This window comes from Bradyrhizobium sp. SZCCHNR1093 (genome assembly GCF_032381175.1).
Lineage (GTDB): Bacteria > Pseudomonadota > Alphaproteobacteria > Rhizobiales > Xanthobacteraceae > Bradyrhizobium.
In genome coordinates, this window is record NZ_JAUHJJ010000018.1 from 1 (window position 1) to 16221 (window position 16221).

Here is a 16221-nt window from a genome sequence, read left to right on the forward strand (position 1 = left end):
AATTGCAGCCGATGTTTCACTATTTCATCGGACCTCGCGGCGTTGAGCCAAAGCTCAAACTGAAGATCTCGCCGATACCGGGTCTAACCGCTGATGATCTTTCACTCTCGAAGATCACAGATCGAATAATTCTCGGTCCGAGCATCTCATCGCCCCTCGCTCATTCATCCGTTTTAAGAATGCTGGATCTTCTTGGCCATCCCGACCTCAAGCCAAGGCTCCGAGGATCGACTATCCCATTTCGAGGGGTCCGCTGAGGCGGCATGCGGGTGCGGGGCCATGAAGGATTTCTTAGAACATTTTGCTGCGGTTGTCGCGTCGATAGGCGTCTTCATTTTCGCGATGTCTTGGGTTCACGAGTACGGATATTTTTGGAGCGTCGGCCGCCAGTTTCAGGCATTTCTATCAACAACCGACTACATCACTAACAGCGCTCTGTGGATGCCAGCTGCGCTCTTCTTCGTGTACGCTTACACAGATTGGACTTGGTTCAAGAGGAAGGAAACGTCTTCCAAGACGAACTGGAAAGCGTGGTCTACTTGGGTCGGTTTCTTCTTTGTCGCGTTGTATGCACTCTCTTGGCTGAACGCTGCGAAATGGCCGCTGAACTATTTTGCAGCTATGAACACATTCGTTGCGGTTCTGTTCATTTGGTCCAAAATCTGGACGGTCTACGCCAACATGATTGTATTTGAGGAGCCGTTCAAAGGGCCGCTGACAGAGACGATCAAGGTGGGTCCAGTAGTTTTGATAGGAATGTTTCTGTATGGTTCGGTCGATGCCAATTTCGATCTAACGAGGTTGGATGATCCATACCTCTTCACGTTTAAGGGGCAGCCAACGCCAAAGCTAGAGGTTTTCTTGCGCAGCTTTGACCGGGGCGCACTTGTTCGCGATGCCGTGAGCAATCGGATCGAATTTCACCGATGGGATGAGATCACGTCTATCAGCGTCGCAGCCGCAAAACAGACCCGGAGTCCCCTTTGTTGGATTACTGGGCTGCTTTGCGAACAGACGCCGCTAGCCATAGAACCGTGAGTTGAGCTAGCAACTCTGAGGCTATCGGATCAGTCTCTTACGCGGCGGTGATCCGCAGCACCATGCGAGCATGGAAACTCGCGTCGTCAACACCATCCCCGAGTGGCGCTATCAGGCCGCTGTCATTGCCCGCCTCCACGACATGGAGGACCGTGGCTTGCCCTTCACATGCGCCGGCGACATGAACCGGGCCAAGCGCAGCCGTCGCGAGCGCATGGAGGCCAAGATCACCGGGATGACCGCCGGTGAGGCCGACGTTCGGGTCTACATGTTCGGCGGTCGTTTGCTCTCGATCGAGCTGAAGACACCCACCGGGTCGCGCTCGAAGGCGCAGAAGGATCGGCACAAGAAGCTGATCGCGCTCGGCTTCACCATCGTCACGCTGAAGGCCGACACCCCCGAAGAGATGGCCGACATGGTCGAGCAGATCGTGCGGGACCATCTCTGATGCAACTCACGCTGAAGCTCGACGACGCGGAGTGGCGCAAGCGCATCGAGCAGTTGCGCGTGAGCAGCGTCAACACGGCAACGGCGAAGGCGCTCACGTTCACCGCGAAGGATGCCCAGGCCGCTTTGAGGGCTGAAGTGCCCGGCCTCTTCGTGCTTCGGCGCAACTGGATTCTCACGGGCATCCGCATCCGGCCTGCGAACGGCAACAAGCTCACCGCCGTCGTCGGCTCGATCGACAAGTACATGGAACGCCATGTCGTCGGCGCGAAAGCGGACAAGCAACCGGACAGCAAGCTGTCGGTCCGCAGCAGGCGAGACCCATCGACCGGACGCCTCGCCACCGGCGGCATCCTGATCAAGCCTTACGGCTCGATCGGGAGCGCACCCATCCATACGGTGGTGCGTCGCCAGTTGAAGCGCATGGATGGGCAGAAGAAGAAAACGTTCCAGGTGAAGGGCAAGGACGGCAAGGTGTTCGTCGTCCGCCGCAAGGGGAGCGCGAAGAAGCCGCTCCAGACCCTGGCCGTGCTCCAGAACGAAGCGAAGATCGCGAAGGTGTGGGACTTCAGGGGCACCGTGTCCGGCGTTGTCCAGGCACGCTTCCCGCAGCACTTCTTCCGCGCAATCCTCGGCGCATCGAAGCGGTAGGGGACGGTCGTGTGCGGCTCCTGTCCACCTCGGACCCTTCGATCGGCATCCGTGATGTCCGTTTTTGGTGGGCAACCGGAAATAGGCAGTCCGACTGCCGGAAGGCCGCTCTTGACCCAAGGGCGACCTCATTTACCCAGCATGGTTCTTCCTGTTAGAGTCGTGTCCTCATGTGCATATGCGTCGGTGATGTCATCGCTCGCGAGAGGGCGCCCCCTTTGCTTGGCGGTTCCCTTTGCTGCCGAGGCCCACGCGTCTGACGAGCGATCGCGAAAGCTCCTCGAATGTCTCAAACCGTTCTATTTTGTGAGCAGCCCGTGACTCCTCGGAAAGCCAAAACAAGCGGCGAACATTCGGTATCGCAGTCGAGGGCATCAATAAATAGTCGAGGATCGACTTGTTGTGTTCACCCAACCTGAGCGCAATGACCCAACCCCTTGGCCACCGTACGCGACGCATTATTGTCCAACGCACTGGACGACCTTGGTATTTGCGCCACTTCGCTATTCGGAAGCTGATGTTCATCCCGTCATCGATCCGCAAACATTCCGAAGCTGGATCGAGAGTCGAGCGTATCCGTCGCTTCTCAAAGTCATCGCGGAGACGGGCGGCATTTTCGAGATGCAAACTGGCCCACCTCTTATGTTCTTCGAGCTTGTCCCAGTAGTGTTGATTGCCTGTGTATCCAATTAGTCGATATACATTCTTTAGGGTCCCAAAGTGAAGTAGGTACGCGGAGACGGACGGAAGGCCACGGGCCGCGTCGATTATTTCCGCAGTTAGTTTGGCATTCTTCGCCAGAAACTTTCGGAGGCGAACGAGCATCTCTTCCTCCGAGATATTGATCTTACGTTCCTCCATGATCTTCTTTGCGCGCAGGAAAACGTCTCGTTCGACGACGGGCTCGATGGCGCCCTCGCTCCTGATCCAGTTTTCCTTTGGGTTTCGGCTCCGCTTCGTGCCCAGCTTCTCGGTGTCACGATTGTAGATGAAGGTGCCGATGTAAGCTTCGTTTCGAAGGAGCACGCTCACGGTGCTTTTTGCCCAAGGTCCTCCTCGGTTTGAAGGAATGCCACGCCGGTTCAGCTCTCGCGTCACTTCCGCTTGCGACTTGTGTTGAACGTACTCGTTGAAGATCCATTTCACGACGTCGGCTTGATCGCGTGCTGGACCTAGTCTAACGCGGTCAGTAATCAAAAACTTCCGTTGGCCTCGTTTGAGGACGCCTTTGGGCTCACATTTGTCGTCAAAAACGCGGCGCTCAAGACCATAAGGTGGTGGACCGCCCATTTTGAAGCCGAGACCTGCGAGGCGTGAAGCCCCTGCAAACACCTTGGCTGACAACTCTCGGCTAAACTCCGCCGCCATGACTCTTTTGATATTCTTCACGATGCTCGAAAGCAGACTTCCGTCGTTGTCAAATTGCTCGGCGCAATAGACGACTTTGATGCCTGCACGTCGACAAACGAACTCGTAATGCGCACTCTCGTCAATGTCCTGAAAGCGTCCCCAGCGGCTCACGTCGAAAATCAGCAAATGGCCGAAGTCAGTGCGGCCGGACTCTACGTCTTCAATCAGCTCACTCAGGCCAGCCCTATTCTCTATCTTGAGGCCGCTTTCACCCGCGTCTCGATAGGTGCGGACGATCTTGAGGCCATGAAGCTCGGCATAGGTTGCGATGACCACCGCCTGATTTTCGATTGAGTATTGCTGATAGTCCGTCGACATACGGACGTATTGCGCCGCCCGATGCATCCTTTGCGATTGGGGCAGGTGTTCCTTGTGGACGATGAGCGCATTCGCCATGACATTCCTCCCGCTGCAGCGATTTCACCCCGCGCACTCGGTAAAGCTCTGAGCACAGCCAAGAACTCAGGCAGCCAAGAACCATAGCGTCGGCAGAGCGACGGGGAATATTAGTCAAAGCGTTCTTAAGCGCCTATTGTATCCCCTTTGGTTTGCGGGTCGGCGCAGCACGAATTGCGCCCGTGTGCGTCAGCATGCCCGACCTACGTTTCGCCGCAAGTTGAGCTTTGGGAGTTTGTAAAGCGTAGAGAGGGGGGGCGTGGCGCGGCCCTCCGGGCCTACGCTAAAAGTTCTTACGCGGGAAAAAATTTTTTCGCGTGTGCTTCCCGGGAAATCGATTTTGCCGACTCCTCGATCCGGCAACTTTGCTCGCTGGCACATGCCCGGCAATTTTATTAGGCTCGGATCGGTGGGGAATAATCGTGCTTCGCGTGAAAAGGGCAGCCCGACGATGGGGGGTTTGAAGCCTGCGCGCCGCGCCAGCGCGCGCCGCCTAGCGCGGTCCCGACACGCGGCCGTTACTACAACGACCACGCCACGGAGCACGCGTCAGCGGCCTCCTAATCGCTTCCTGACCGTGGCCGCAAAAAGCGCGTGGGACCACGTCACAGCGCCCTAGCGGTTGCTGATTAGTCGCCATGGTGCGACGCCTTGTCACAGCCTTGTGAACACGCGCGCGCGTTCGATCGCGCCGCAAACCGCGCGGCGGACCGTAGCGCGCGCCGCTATGGCCGCGCGTCATCGGCTGATTCCCTCCTATCGATCGCGCCCTAAGCGCATAGCGAAACGGCCGCACAATCGAGGCGCGGCCGTTCTTCCTATGCGCTAGCTAGATCCTGCATGCGGCTGATAGCGGGAGTCCGCGTTTAAGCATGACAAAGAACGGGGCTTGTTCGTTCGGACGGCGGACTAAGAGCGCGTCATGTCCCGCGCGAGCCGCTGGCATGCGGGACAACAGGACAGCAGGCTTTCCCCAAACGCAAAACGTGGTCGCGATATCTTCGGACGGTGCCGCATAGGCGGGACAGGCGAGCGCGACCAATGCCGCGCCCAAACGAGAAGCTTCATTCCGGTATACTCTCGACTAGGCCGCGCCGTGCGGCCGTCCCAACGCATTAAGGCGGGTAAGCTTGCGCTACCCGCTGTTAAGAGGATTGAGGATCGTGCTAGCCGTGTTTGCGCTGGCTTGCGGCAAACCTTCGGACTTCGCTAGGCGAGTACCAAAAGATCATGCCGAACGTTCCGCGCCACGCGTGACCGGCTGACACCGCGTCGTCTTCAGCTTTCCGAAGTGCCGCGCTCGTCTGGGTGTCAGCCGATAGCAGCCGCAAGCCTTCCGGCTCATTGGCTAGGGCAGTCTCTAAATCCGAGCGGCGAACGTTGCCGTAGCCGTTCGCAATGGCCCAATCGCAGAGCGCCTTAGACGCCGCGTCCCATTTCTCGCGCGCGTGCTCGCAAAGCTTGCGGTGTGACAGTCCCATGGTTCAGCCTTTCGCGCCATGCGCGTAAATGATCGTTAGGTTGCGGCCGTGTCCGTCTCGAATGCAGACATGGGCGCTGTCACCATCGAACCACCATGCACCACCCGCACGATCGAACGCCTTCCGCCAACGAAACGGCAGAGCAGCGCGGACCGCGTCGTTATCGGGGCGGTATGGGACTCCCGCGTCATAGAAGCCGACCAATCCGGCTTCCTTGGCGGGTACGGTGCAGCCTTTAAAGCCTGCACCATTAATCCGGAATGTCACCATGGCGTCACCGATAGAAGCGAGCGGCGGGATGCAAGGCGCGGATTCTTGCCTTTGCGGAGTCACGGTCCGAAGCGCGCATAAAGCCGCTTGCGTCTTCGTCCCGGCAACCCTCCTCAATGAGCGTGACGGACCACCAAAACAGCGGTTGTCCGTGTCCCCAATAAGCCCCGCCGCTGTCATATCCGCCGCTGTCAAGGCGGACGCGCTGCAAGGTGAAGCGGGAGTCCTGGTCAGTGACTAACAAGCCGCTCAAATGATCCGAGCTACGGCCGCAAGGCGCGCCGTAAGAGGTTCCAACGTTCGGAGTCGGGTTGTGCTTTGCCATGATCCGCGCTCCTAATTAGTGGTTCCAGAAAATGTACAGGTCCCCGCCATCGTGGCGGTAGCCGCTGAAATCGCCGCACATTTCAAATTCGCGCGCGATGCTGTCCCAATCGATATGCGCTTGCAGCCATTCCGGAATGGCGCGCATGTCTTGGGTTTCTTCCGTGAACTGCTCTGCGAAGTCGCGCCACGTATCGTATTTGCCGCGATAGCGGTCCGAGATGAAATCAGCCGCGTCGTCCGCGTTCGCGTCGTTCATTGCCTCGCGGAGAACGGCAAGCGGAATGTCGTGTTCTTCAGCAATCTCATTAATTGCGAAGATTTCGGCGATCTCGGCGAGTCCGGTGTACTCCTCTAACTTGCCGAATCCCTCATGATCATGAATCGCCCATTCTTCAGCGCTAGGAACGAAATCGCCTGTTTCGGGATGCTTTACCTTGATGTTAGGGAAAGGCGAGGCGCGCAACATGGCGTTGATTGCGTCCTGCATTGCGTCGATATCGTCCGACGCATCAACCCAAACGCCGTGCAAACGGCCGTTGTTATAGGAGGAGAGGCAAGCGGCATAGAATCGCATTTTCGGAGTCCTTAGTTCAGAAAATCGGGCGGGATTGATCAGGCGAAACCTCGCAAGAGACGACGCGGAACACCGCGATTCCCTTGCCGTGTAGTTCCGCAATCTTTTCGCGTGTCAGCTTGCAGGCGAGGCGCGCGCGCTCCGTCGCGCGCTCGCATGCCTTTTCCGCGTCGTTTGCGAAAAGTGAGACGTGAAAGTCTGTGCCCGTGGAAAGGCGGCGGACCGTGACGTTAAAGCGAGTGCTGGGCATGGCTTAGGCTTCCCATGCCGGATGCGAGTCGAACGCGTCGGAAATGTCCGCCCGCTCTTGCCGGGCTTGCCCAATGCTTTCGAGCAAATCAGCAACCGCGCCGCGCAACGCCTTGCACGTTGCGGGACCAAACGAGCGCATACGGGGCTTTAGTTCTGCGATCAAAGCGAGGCATTGCTTACGCTCGCCGCTGATATGGTCCGCCAATTCGTCATAACGAGCGCGTGCGCCAGTGACGCGCTGATAGTCGCGTTCGGCAGAGGCGTAACAGTCCGCCAAATGATCAGCCCAAATCGCGGCCGTGGTTTCGTCGTCTGTCGATTCAAACGACACAATGGCCGGACCATTGTTGTACGGGTCCGCGATGCCAGCCACTAAGAGCGTGCGGCCGTTGCGGGAGGGCAGGCGGAACACAACGCCGCGCGCCTTTTCGCCCATGCCTTCGTCATCAAGAAACCATCCCGTATGACCGACGGAGCGCGGCGCGATGTTGTCAGCAAAGCCGACAATGCGGAGTCCGTATTGCTCGGGACACTCAACCCATCGGCACATATCCCCGCCGACTTTGAACGGCGCGCCAATGGTCGCGGCGGGGATGAAAGAGGGATAGCGGATACCCCATGCTTTGCCGCTGGCAACGTTGAGGCGCGCCCAATGCAGCGCGAAAGAGCATTCGCGGTGCGGATAAGCGAGGCGCATTCTTCGGTATTCGTTCAAGAGGCCGTCGTTGAATGCCATGGTTTGCCGTCCGTTTGTTTGGCGAGCCGTCCCGCCGTTGTCCGTCATAGGCCGCAAAATGCGGCGGACAATCAAGCGAGAACGACGGACAAAACGGATGGGTAGGGCGAGGCACGGCGCTTAGGAAGGCGCTACAACGCCCCGAATGGGCATGGCGTGGTGATAGTCTCGTTATTTCAATGTCTTAATCAGCGCTTTGTTTGGTAAGTGACCAGCGCGTGACCGTAGCGCGCGAGGCGCAAAAGCCCGCGCGCAGAGCGCACACAACACATTGATATCATTACGCGAAGCGGCGCGTGGCGAAGCGCGGGGCGCCCTCCGGCTGCCCCAATGCTGCAACCGTGAATTGAAGCCTGAACAGCCGTGTTGATCTTCGGACAGTAGATGTATTCTGCGTAATGGACACATTAGAGAAGAAAGTTGTCGCTTTAGGGCAGAAATCGCCTTTTGGGTCCTTCCAGGAGGCCCCAGGGGGCGGGTGACGCGCGACCTCGACACATTTCTAGGTGCGAATTTTCAAAAGGCGATTGTTGTTCCTGGGATACCCTTTTCGGGGAGCCTACTTTTGCGTGTGCCGAATAGGTATTCTTGCGAGTTTACGGCGGATAAAATGAAAAATGGTCCGTTGGACGTTGCGTAGATCTCGAAGGATACCAAAGTAACCTCGAAAGAAATGATCCGGTGGGAGACCGTATGGCCCCAACGGAGCAATCGAGCGAATGATCATTGTCGGCATCAAGGGGCTGATCGGGTCCGGCAAGACCACGGTGGCTCGGTATCTAATCGAGCACCACGGCTTCGTGCGTGGCCGGTTCGCTGGCGCACTGAAGGAGATGCTGCGCGCCTATCTGGCCTACCGGGGTTGCGACCACCGGACCACCGAGCGCCTGGTTGAGGGTGATCTGAAGGAAACGCGCACCGATTGGCTCGGGGGCAAGTCGCCCCGCGAGGCCATGGAGTGGCTGGGCGGCTCGGGTCGCGACTATATGGGCGAAGACTTCTGGATCGACACGGAGGCCGACAAGCTTCTGTTCGAGAGCCCTACGCGTGTCGTGGTCGAGGATGTCCGCCACGCCAACGAGGGCGTTTGGATCGGCCAGAAAGGCGGCATGGTTCTGGAGGTGATCCGTCCAGGCCAGATGCCGCAAGATCACCGCACCGAGCGCGCCCAGGCCGACGTGAAGTCGGACCGCTGCCTGTTGAATTATGACGGCGATCTCGCCTCGACCTTTCGCCTGATCGATATCGTGGTCCGCGACCTGATCGCCAAAAACGTCGAGCCCGGCTCGCCACCGATGCAGTTGCAGCCGGTGCGGTAGCGCCATGGGCACAATCGTCAACCGCCAAGAGCTGGCGGACATCCTGGGCTACTCGCTTCCGACCATCAGCTCATGGACGGAGGACGGCATGCCGGTGAAGTCGCAGGGCAGCCGTGGAAAGCAGTTCGAGTATGACACCGCCGAGTGCGTGAAGTGGCTTCTCGCGCGAGCGCGCGGCGAGGCGAAGGCCAAGACAGCCGCGACCGTGAACGATGGCGGCGACGACATCACCATGGACAAGGCGCGGCTTCGCAACGAGATCGCCAAGGCGAAGCTATCCGAGTTGGAGTTGGCCCAAGAGATGGGCCTTGTCCGGCCGATCGACATGGTCGTGAAGGTGCTCAGCAACGAGATCGCGAACGCGCGGGCTCGCTTGCTCGGCATACCGTCGAAGCTACGGCCTGCGATCCAGCTTGAAGTTGGCTCGCCCGAAGGGACGAAGACGCTCGTGAACGAAGTCGAGCGCCTGATCCTCGAAGCCCTCAACGAAATTAAGTCCTACGCCGACGCGCCGATCGAGGAAGAGCCGCATGCCGAGCCCCAGGACGAACCGGAAGTGACCGCAGATGGCGAGTAGCGAGTTCAAACCTTCTTGGATGCGGTGGCCGCCGAACAGTTGCGAGGTGTGCACCGGCTGGGAAAAGCAGGACGACTGGATCGGAGTCTGCAAGCGCGCGGAGTCGATCCATTGCGGCGAGCGCACGGACGCGCGCCAGCGTTGCTTTGAGTACAAGCGCAAGCCCGATGCCTGAAGCTATCGCAGTCCTGGCCGAGTATGGAGCCGATCCCGCGTATGAGACGCGGCTTCGCGCCCAGGTGCGCCAGATCATTGCACAAAGCTTCAGTCCGCCGCCGGACCTAACCGTTTCGGAATGGGCGGACGAATACCGCGTGCTCTCTCCGGAGGCTTCATCTGAGCCGGGCAAATGGTCCACGGCCCGCGTCGAGCCGTCGCGCGGCATCATGGACGCATTCGCAGATCCTGAGACCGAGATCATCACTTGTATGGTCGCGGCTCAGACGGTGAAGACGGAAGTCATCAATAACGTCGCGGGGTATCACGTCCACCTCGATCCGTGCCCGATGCTCATCCTGCAACCGACGTTGCAGATGGCAGAGGCATACTCGAAGGATCGTCTCGCGCCGATGATCCGCGACATGCCTGAGCTATCTGCGAAGCTCGGCAACGCGGCGCGCGACTCCGAAGACACGATCCTCCACAAGAAGTATGCGGGCGGCCATATCACGATGGCGGGTGCAAACTCGCCTGCGTCGCTCGCGTCGCGACCGATCCGCATACTGCTCTGCGACGAAGTCGATCGCTATGAGGCGAGCGCCGGTAAAGAAGGCGATCCCGTCTCGCTGGCAATCGAGCGCACCACGACGTTCTGGAATCGCAAGATCGCGCTGGTCTCGACCCCGACGATCAAGGGCGCGTCGCGTATCGAGGCGTCTTATGAGGAAAGCGATCAGCGGCGCTTCTTCGTGCCGTGCCCGGAGTGCGGCCACATGCAGCATTTGCAGTGGAAGCAAGTCCGCTGGCCGGACAGCAAGCCGATGGAGGCGCGCTATCACTGCGAATACATGGACCCTCAGACCGGCGAGCTGTGCGACCGCGCGTGGAGCGAAGCCGAGCGGCTGAAGGCGATCTCGCGCGGCGTCTGGATCGCGACGCGACCGGACGTAAAGGGACACGCGGGCTTCCACCTCAACCGTATCGCCTCGCCGTGGCGCGCCCTGGGCGAGATGGCGCGCGACTTCGTGCTCGTGCGCAAGCATCCCGAGCGGCTGAAGACCTGGGTCAATACCCGGCTTGCCGAGACTTGGGAAGAGCGTGGGGAGCGCGCGAACCCGGACAGCATCCATGGCCGCCGCGAGGAGTATGACGCGGCTGTCGTGCTGCCGTTTGGTGTTGGGACGATCACCGCGTCGGTCGATATCCAAGACGACCGCGCCGAGATCGAGTGGTGCGGCTGGGGAGCCGACGACGAGTCATGGTCGCTGGATTACAAGGTCCACTACGGCGTGCCAAACACGCCCGGCTTTTGGGAGGTGATTGATAACGCGTTGCTTCGGACATTCCAGCACCCGGCGGGTGTTGAGATGCGTGTCGAGGCATCCTGCATCGACTCGGGCGGTCACTTCACGCAGCACGTCTACAACTTCGTCCGGACCCGAATGGTCCGTCGCGTGTATGCGATCAAGGGCATGAGCGGTCCCGGCCGCCCGATATGGCCGGTCAAAGGCACGGTGAACAAGGCTAAGAATGTGACGATCTTTGTCCTGGGCGTCGATCAGGCGAAGGACATGCACTACAAGCGGCTCGAAATCAAAGACCCGGGGCCGGGATACTGCCATTTCCCGCTGGCCGAGCACTATGACAAGAAGTATTTCGACGGTCTGACGGCCGAGAAGGCGGTTCTGAAGACCGACAAGAAGGGTTTCACTGTCAAGGAGTGGCACAAGGTCCAGCAACGCAACGAACCGCTCGACCTGCGCGTCTACAACATCGCGGCGCGGCTCTCCCTTGGCATCAACATGGAGCGCCGGCTGATGGCGCTGCGGGCGGCGGCTGCCCATGTGCTGAATGCACCTCCGGTGCAAACTAGGGTGAGCGTACCTGTGGAGCCGGACCGCGACCAGCGGGAGGAGGGCATCAGGGCGTGGAGTCATTCTGCGCCGAGGCGCCGCGTGCGGAGCCGCGGCGTTGAATCCTAATTGTGCCATCCGGAAGATGGAAGTGTCCCAGAGAGTTTCGGGACGCTCGCAGCGGCTCCGCAGAGTCGGATGACTCGAAGCCGCCCTGATGCGCGACCTTCGGCATCTCGATTGCGAACCGATACGCGGCCCGCCGAACTAGCGGACTTGCAACGTCAGATGGAAAGTTATTGCAAACATCTTTCGATGCGATATCGTTAGAGTTTGCTGGTTGCAGTACAAAGTTATTAATTTCGTTTTTGAGAGCGGGTCATGTCTTCAGAAACAGGCGGCTCACCTTCGGGACTAAATCTTGGTCCTCCAAACACCCAGACGAAATATTGGCTCATCTTCGGGGCAGTATTCGCAGCAGCAGCATTCGTCTTATTGATAGTAGCCTTCTTTGCGCCCGACAACTCTTGCGATAGGTGGACCCTTCTAAAGTTCATTATGCCACTATTTTCTGGAGTGGCAGCCGGGGCGTTCACTGGAGCCATCTCAGCTCAAGGGTCGCTAGGGAGACTCGTTGTTGCGGGTACAGGCGGGTTTGCTGTTTACTTGATCTCGCTCTTGGCCGTTGGAGAGCCGCGCCGTTGTGAAGTACCGCGGATCGAGAACTTCAAGAAGGTTGAAAACCAAAATGCTGAAGGCCCTCGCTCAAAGCGAGTGCCGCATGCTCTGAATCCCAAAACAGACCCATACGAAATCACCGGCAACGAAGACTTTGTGCTCTTCTTGGGGGCGGTCATCGGCAACGTGTATTCCGTGGGCAAGAAGGTTGATTTCACAATCACCGTTACGGGTTTGGACGCCAACGACAAAGTTGCATGGGTCGAGCGGGAGCATGTTCAGAACTTAGACTCTTGGAAAACCGACGGAAAAATCGTTCAGAGATGGAAGCCAGAAGAGATTCAAAAGTTCTTCGAGGTCTCAGACAACGCGGGAAAGTACATTATGCTCTGGGGTATCGAGTGCTTCACGGAAGATGAGATAGGCAAATGGTCCGGCAAGGTCGAAATCACAGTACAAGATAATAAGATGGCGCAGCCTCCGGCAGGAATCGCGTCTACAATAACCGAATACCTCTCAATTGGAGCGCGGCCCACGAAAACGTTACTACCTGGAAGTAGCGGCTGCCAGGCCAATACCTAGATCTTGTCTGCCACCAACGGAGGTGGCTTCAGGAGAACTCCTCCATGCGCAGCCTCACCAAGTCCTGCCACGATGCCTGCCACGTCACCCGGAAGCCGACCCGGACCTGCCATCACCGGTAAGAGCTGAAGAAGACGGAGTTCGACTGAGACGGCCACACTTGGCCGTCTTTTTTTTGAAGCGTCCCATTGGACTCTTCGAGTCGGCTGAAGGGCTAAGGCCCCAGCGCGGGCATGTGTCGGCGATAGCAAGGTCTGAGTGCTCCTTGCAAACAGATACCCAAACGATCTCTTCGCGTGCTGTCGTGTCCTTTAGCTTCGGGGCATGGCAAAGAGCGTCGAAGAGCAGCTTGAAGAGACCCTGAACTCGATTAGCACGGTCGAGCAGAACGGTCAGCGTTACACGATCAAGGATCGTGAGCTGTGGCGGGCCGACCTGCGGCAGCTCGATCAGCGTGCCCAGCGCCTCGAAAAGCAGGCGGCTCGGGCAAAGGCGGGCGGCATCAAGGTTCAGCGGGTGATCCCGCTGTGATGAAGCTCGCCGCCCCATCGTTTACCGATCGCCTTCTGGCGAGCGTCGCACCTGCCTACGCCACGCGGCGCTACCAGACGCGGATCGCCTTGAACCTTGCAGGCCAGTACGCTGGTGCCAGAGGCAACCGGGCGGCCCTGAAGGCGTGGCGCCCGCACGGCGGCTCGGCAGATGGCGACTCGATCGGCGATCTCCCCGCGCTGCGCAGCCGTTCGCGTGACCTCAACCGCAACAACCCCATCGCCACCGGCGCGCGCTCCACCTCGCGGGCGAACATCGTCGGCTCGGGGCTCCGCGCCCGCTCGAAGATCAAGCACGATCTGCTCGGGCTCAGCCCGGAGGCTGCTGATAAGTGGGAGCGCAAGACCGAGACCCTGTTCGACCTATGGGCTCAGTCCAAGCTCTGCGACATCTCGCTCGCGCAGAACTTTTACGAACTTCAGTCGCTGGTCTTCAACAGCGTGTTCGAGTCGGGCGACACGTTCGTCCTGCGTCGGACGCCGAAGCGGCCGAACGCGATCGTCCCACTCGCGCTAAATGTGGTCGAGGCCGACCGCGTCGCGACCCCAACCGATAGGCAGGGCGATTACTACGTGCGCGACGGCGTCAAGATCGACGACGACGGAGCGCCGGTGAGTTACTACGTACTCGACGACCATCCGGGCGAAAATCCGAACTATACGATCACCAACTATCGCGAGATTCCTGCGTTCGGCGCGAAGTCCGGCGAGCAGATGGTGTTGCATATCTTCGAGCGCCTTCGCCCCGGCCTGCATCGTGGGATTCCGCAGCTCGCGCCGGTCATCGAGCTTCTGAAGCAGCTCGACCGCTTCACCGACGCCGAGCTGATGAAAGCGGTCGTGTCGTCGTTCTTCACGGTCTTCCTGAAGACCGATGGGGACGATGGCCTGGCACCCGCCGTTGCGCCGGGGCAGCATCCAACCAGCGCCGACTTCTTCGGCCCCGGCGAAGTCACGATGGGGCCGGGCACGGTCGTTGACATCGGGACCAACGAGAGCATCGAGACCGCTCAGCCCGCGAACACCGCCAACTTCGATCCGTTCTTCACGTCCGTCGTGCGGCAGATCGGCGTCGCACTCTCGATCCCATTCGAAATGCTCATGCTGCATTTCACGGCGAGCTACAGCGCTTCGCGTGCGGCCCTGGAGATGGCCGCCATGTTCTTCCGCGACCGCCGGACGTGGCTTGTCCGCAACTTCTGCGACCCCGTTTACGAGTGGTTCATGACCGACGCGATCAACGCCGGTCTGATCACCGCGCCCGGCTTCTTCGAGGACCCGGTCAAGCGCGCGGCGTGGCTCGGTGCGCAGTGGATCGGCCCGGCTCGGATCATCCTCGACCCACTCAAGGAATGGAAGGCCGAGACTGAAGCCGTGAACCTCGGTGCTCGCACCGTCGAGGCCGTCATCATCGAGCGCGGCGGCGACGACTTCGAGCAGACCACCGCGCAGCGGGCCAAGGAACACGCAGCCCGCGCCGCCGCGAAGCTCGAACCCGAAATCCTCGCGCCGTCCGGCATGGGCTCGCAAGTCAAGGAAGACGTGAGCGAGCAGCCCACCGACGAACCGAAGAAGCCGAAGAAGGCCGAGAAATGACCATCAACGTCCGCAATCCGCTGATCTTCGATGCTGCGCTGACCGCCAATTGGGCGATCGACGAAGCAGCACTGCGTCAGATGATGGAGATCGCTGCGCGGCAAGATCGCCTCGATCCGCAGATGCTCGAAGCCTACCGCGCGCAAGAGCTGGCGCGAGCCGAGCGCGCGACGGTTCGCGACGGTGTCGCGATCATCGACGTGACCGGCCCGCTGTTCAAGCGCGCGAACCTGATGACGACTTTCTGCGGCGCGACCGCATACGAGACCGTCCGGCGCGATCTTCAGACCGCGATGGACAATGCCTCGGTGCGCGCGATCCTGCTCAACATCCATTCACCCGGAGGCGAGGCGGCGGGCGTTGCGGAGCTTGCCAGCGCGATCCACGACATCAGGGGCCGCAAGCCCATCGTGGCCTACGCAGGCGATCAGGCGGCCTCCGCAGCGCTTTGGACGGCCGTTGCGGCAGACGAGTTCTTCGTCGGGCCGACCGCGAGCGTTGGATCGCTGGGCGTCGTCTCGGGCTACCGGGACACGTCCGGCCAGGACGCGGCGCGCGGCATCAAGACCTATGAGTTCGTGTCGTCGCAGTCCCCATACAAGCGCGTCGATCTCAACACCAAGGAAGGCCGCGACCGCGTCCAGGCGCGTGTGGACTCCATGGCTGCCGTGTTCGTCGAGACGGTCGCGAAGTATCGCGGCAAGAGCGTCGATCACGTCCTCGAACATTTCGGCCAGGGCGATGTCCTGATTGGTCAGGCGGCTGTTTCCGCCGGAATGGCCGATGGCATCGCGACGTTCGAACAGGTTCTCGCGAGCCTCGCTCGCGGCGATAGCCCGAAGGCATCCTTCGGATTCAACCCGGCCGCCACCGGCCAAATGGAGAGTGAGACTATGGACAAGACCCCTGAGCAGTTGGCGGCCGAAGCTGAAGCCGCCGCCGCTGCGGCTGCCGCCGCTGCTTCGGCAGCGACCACGCAGACTGCCGCAACCACGACTGTCGAGACCGTGGACGCGGCTACCGATGCACGCGCTGCCGAGCGCAAGCGCGTGACCGACATCATGGGTCTCACGCTGCCGGGGTACGAGGCCGAAGCCCAGAAGGCTATCGAAACGGGCTCTTCGGCTCATGAGTTTTCGGCGATCATCGTGGCCGCTGAAAAGGCCAAGCGCACCACGCGCGCCGCTGACATCAAGGAAGACACCAAGGCGAATGCCGACGTGTCGCCCGCCGGTGCCACCGAGTCCGCGACGGGCGACGATGCCGCCGTCAACGCAATTCTCGCGTCCTTCAAGGCCGCGACCGCTAACTAAGGAGCCGCAAC

The 16221-nt window shown here is 59.9% G+C and carries 16 protein-coding genes; 11 read left to right on the forward strand and 5 right to left on the reverse strand.

What is annotated here, in order from left to right:
• Positions 1-279 precede the first annotated feature (279 nt).
• From QX070_RS31455 to QX070_RS31465, 3 genes are all read left to right on the forward strand, one after another.
• A complete protein-coding gene (locus tag QX070_RS31455; RefSeq protein WP_315741030.1) occupies positions 280-1038 on the forward strand; it encodes a hypothetical protein in 759 nt (252 codons plus the stop codon).
• A 70-nt stretch (positions 1039-1108) separates the two neighbouring features.
• A complete protein-coding gene (locus tag QX070_RS31460) occupies positions 1109-1486 on the forward strand; it encodes a hypothetical protein (RefSeq protein WP_315741031.1) in 378 nt (125 codons plus the stop codon).
• Complete coding sequence (locus QX070_RS31465) at positions 1486-2136, forward strand: hypothetical protein (RefSeq protein ID WP_315741032.1); 651 nt, start codon at positions 1486-1488, stop codon at positions 2134-2136. Before QX070_RS31460 ends, QX070_RS31465 begins: the two co-directional genes overlap by 1 nt.
• Before the next feature lie 192 nt (positions 2137-2328).
• On the opposite strand, the gene QX070_RS31470 is transcribed toward QX070_RS31465, so the two are convergent.
• From QX070_RS31470 to QX070_RS31490, 5 genes are all read right to left on the reverse strand, one after another.
• Positions 2329-3942, reverse strand: coding sequence for a recombinase family protein (locus QX070_RS31470; protein ID WP_315741033.1), 1614 nt, complete (start codon positions 3940-3942; stop codon positions 2329-2331).
• 1484 nt (positions 3943-5426) lie between these two features.
• A complete protein-coding gene (locus QX070_RS31475; RefSeq protein ID WP_315741034.1) occupies positions 5427-5693 on the reverse strand; it encodes a hypothetical protein in 267 nt (88 codons plus the stop codon).
• A gap of 340 nt (positions 5694-6033) precedes the next feature.
• Positions 6034-6594 carry an antirestriction protein ArdA gene (locus QX070_RS31480; RefSeq protein WP_315741035.1) on the reverse strand — a complete coding sequence of 187 codons (561 nt, stop codon included), beginning with the start codon at positions 6592-6594 and terminating at the stop codon, positions 6034-6036.
• A gap of 16 nt (positions 6595-6610) precedes the next feature.
• Positions 6611-6844: a hypothetical protein gene (locus QX070_RS31485; protein ID WP_315741036.1), complete on the reverse strand. Its 234-nt coding sequence runs from the start codon at positions 6842-6844 to the stop codon at positions 6611-6613.
• 3 nt (positions 6845-6847) lie between these two features.
• Positions 6848-7582 carry a hypothetical protein gene (locus tag QX070_RS31490; protein ID WP_315741037.1) on the reverse strand — a complete coding sequence of 245 codons (735 nt, stop codon included), beginning with the start codon at positions 7580-7582 and terminating at the stop codon, positions 6848-6850.
• Between the two features lie 719 nt (positions 7583-8301).
• Here QX070_RS31490 and QX070_RS31495 point away from each other — a divergent pair.
• From QX070_RS31495 to QX070_RS31530, 8 genes are all read left to right on the forward strand, one after another.
• Positions 8302-8901: a deoxynucleotide monophosphate kinase gene (locus QX070_RS31495; protein ID WP_315741038.1), complete on the forward strand. Its 600-nt coding sequence runs from the start codon at positions 8302-8304 to the stop codon at positions 8899-8901.
• A gap of 4 nt (positions 8902-8905) precedes the next feature.
• Entirely contained in the window at positions 8906-9478 is a 573-nt protein-coding gene (locus tag QX070_RS31500; protein WP_315741039.1) for a terminase small subunit, read from the forward strand.
• A complete protein-coding gene (locus QX070_RS31505; RefSeq protein ID WP_315741040.1) occupies positions 9468-9653 on the forward strand; it encodes a hypothetical protein in 186 nt (61 codons plus the stop codon). The genes QX070_RS31500 and QX070_RS31505 overlap by 11 nt, the downstream gene beginning before the upstream one ends.
• Positions 9646-11619, forward strand: a complete 1974-nt coding sequence (locus QX070_RS31510; RefSeq protein WP_315741041.1) for a phage terminase large subunit family protein — start codon at positions 9646-9648, stop codon at positions 11617-11619. The genes QX070_RS31505 and QX070_RS31510 overlap by 8 nt, the downstream gene beginning before the upstream one ends.
• A gap of 252 nt (positions 11620-11871) precedes the next feature.
• Positions 11872-12750: a hypothetical protein gene (locus QX070_RS31515; RefSeq protein ID WP_315741042.1), complete on the forward strand. Its 879-nt coding sequence runs from the start codon at positions 11872-11874 to the stop codon at positions 12748-12750.
• Positions 12751-13074: 324 nt separating this feature from the next.
• Positions 13075-13281: a hypothetical protein gene (locus QX070_RS31520; RefSeq protein ID WP_315741043.1), complete on the forward strand. Its 207-nt coding sequence runs from the start codon at positions 13075-13077 to the stop codon at positions 13279-13281.
• Entirely contained in the window at positions 13281-14897 is a 1617-nt protein-coding gene (locus QX070_RS31525) for a phage portal protein (protein WP_315741044.1), read from the forward strand. The genes QX070_RS31520 and QX070_RS31525 overlap by 1 nt, the downstream gene beginning before the upstream one ends.
• Entirely contained in the window at positions 14894-16210 is a 1317-nt protein-coding gene (locus tag QX070_RS31530; protein WP_315741045.1) for a S49 family peptidase, read from the forward strand. The genes QX070_RS31525 and QX070_RS31530 overlap by 4 nt, the downstream gene beginning before the upstream one ends.
• The last annotated feature ends 11 nt before the right edge of the window (positions 16211-16221 follow it).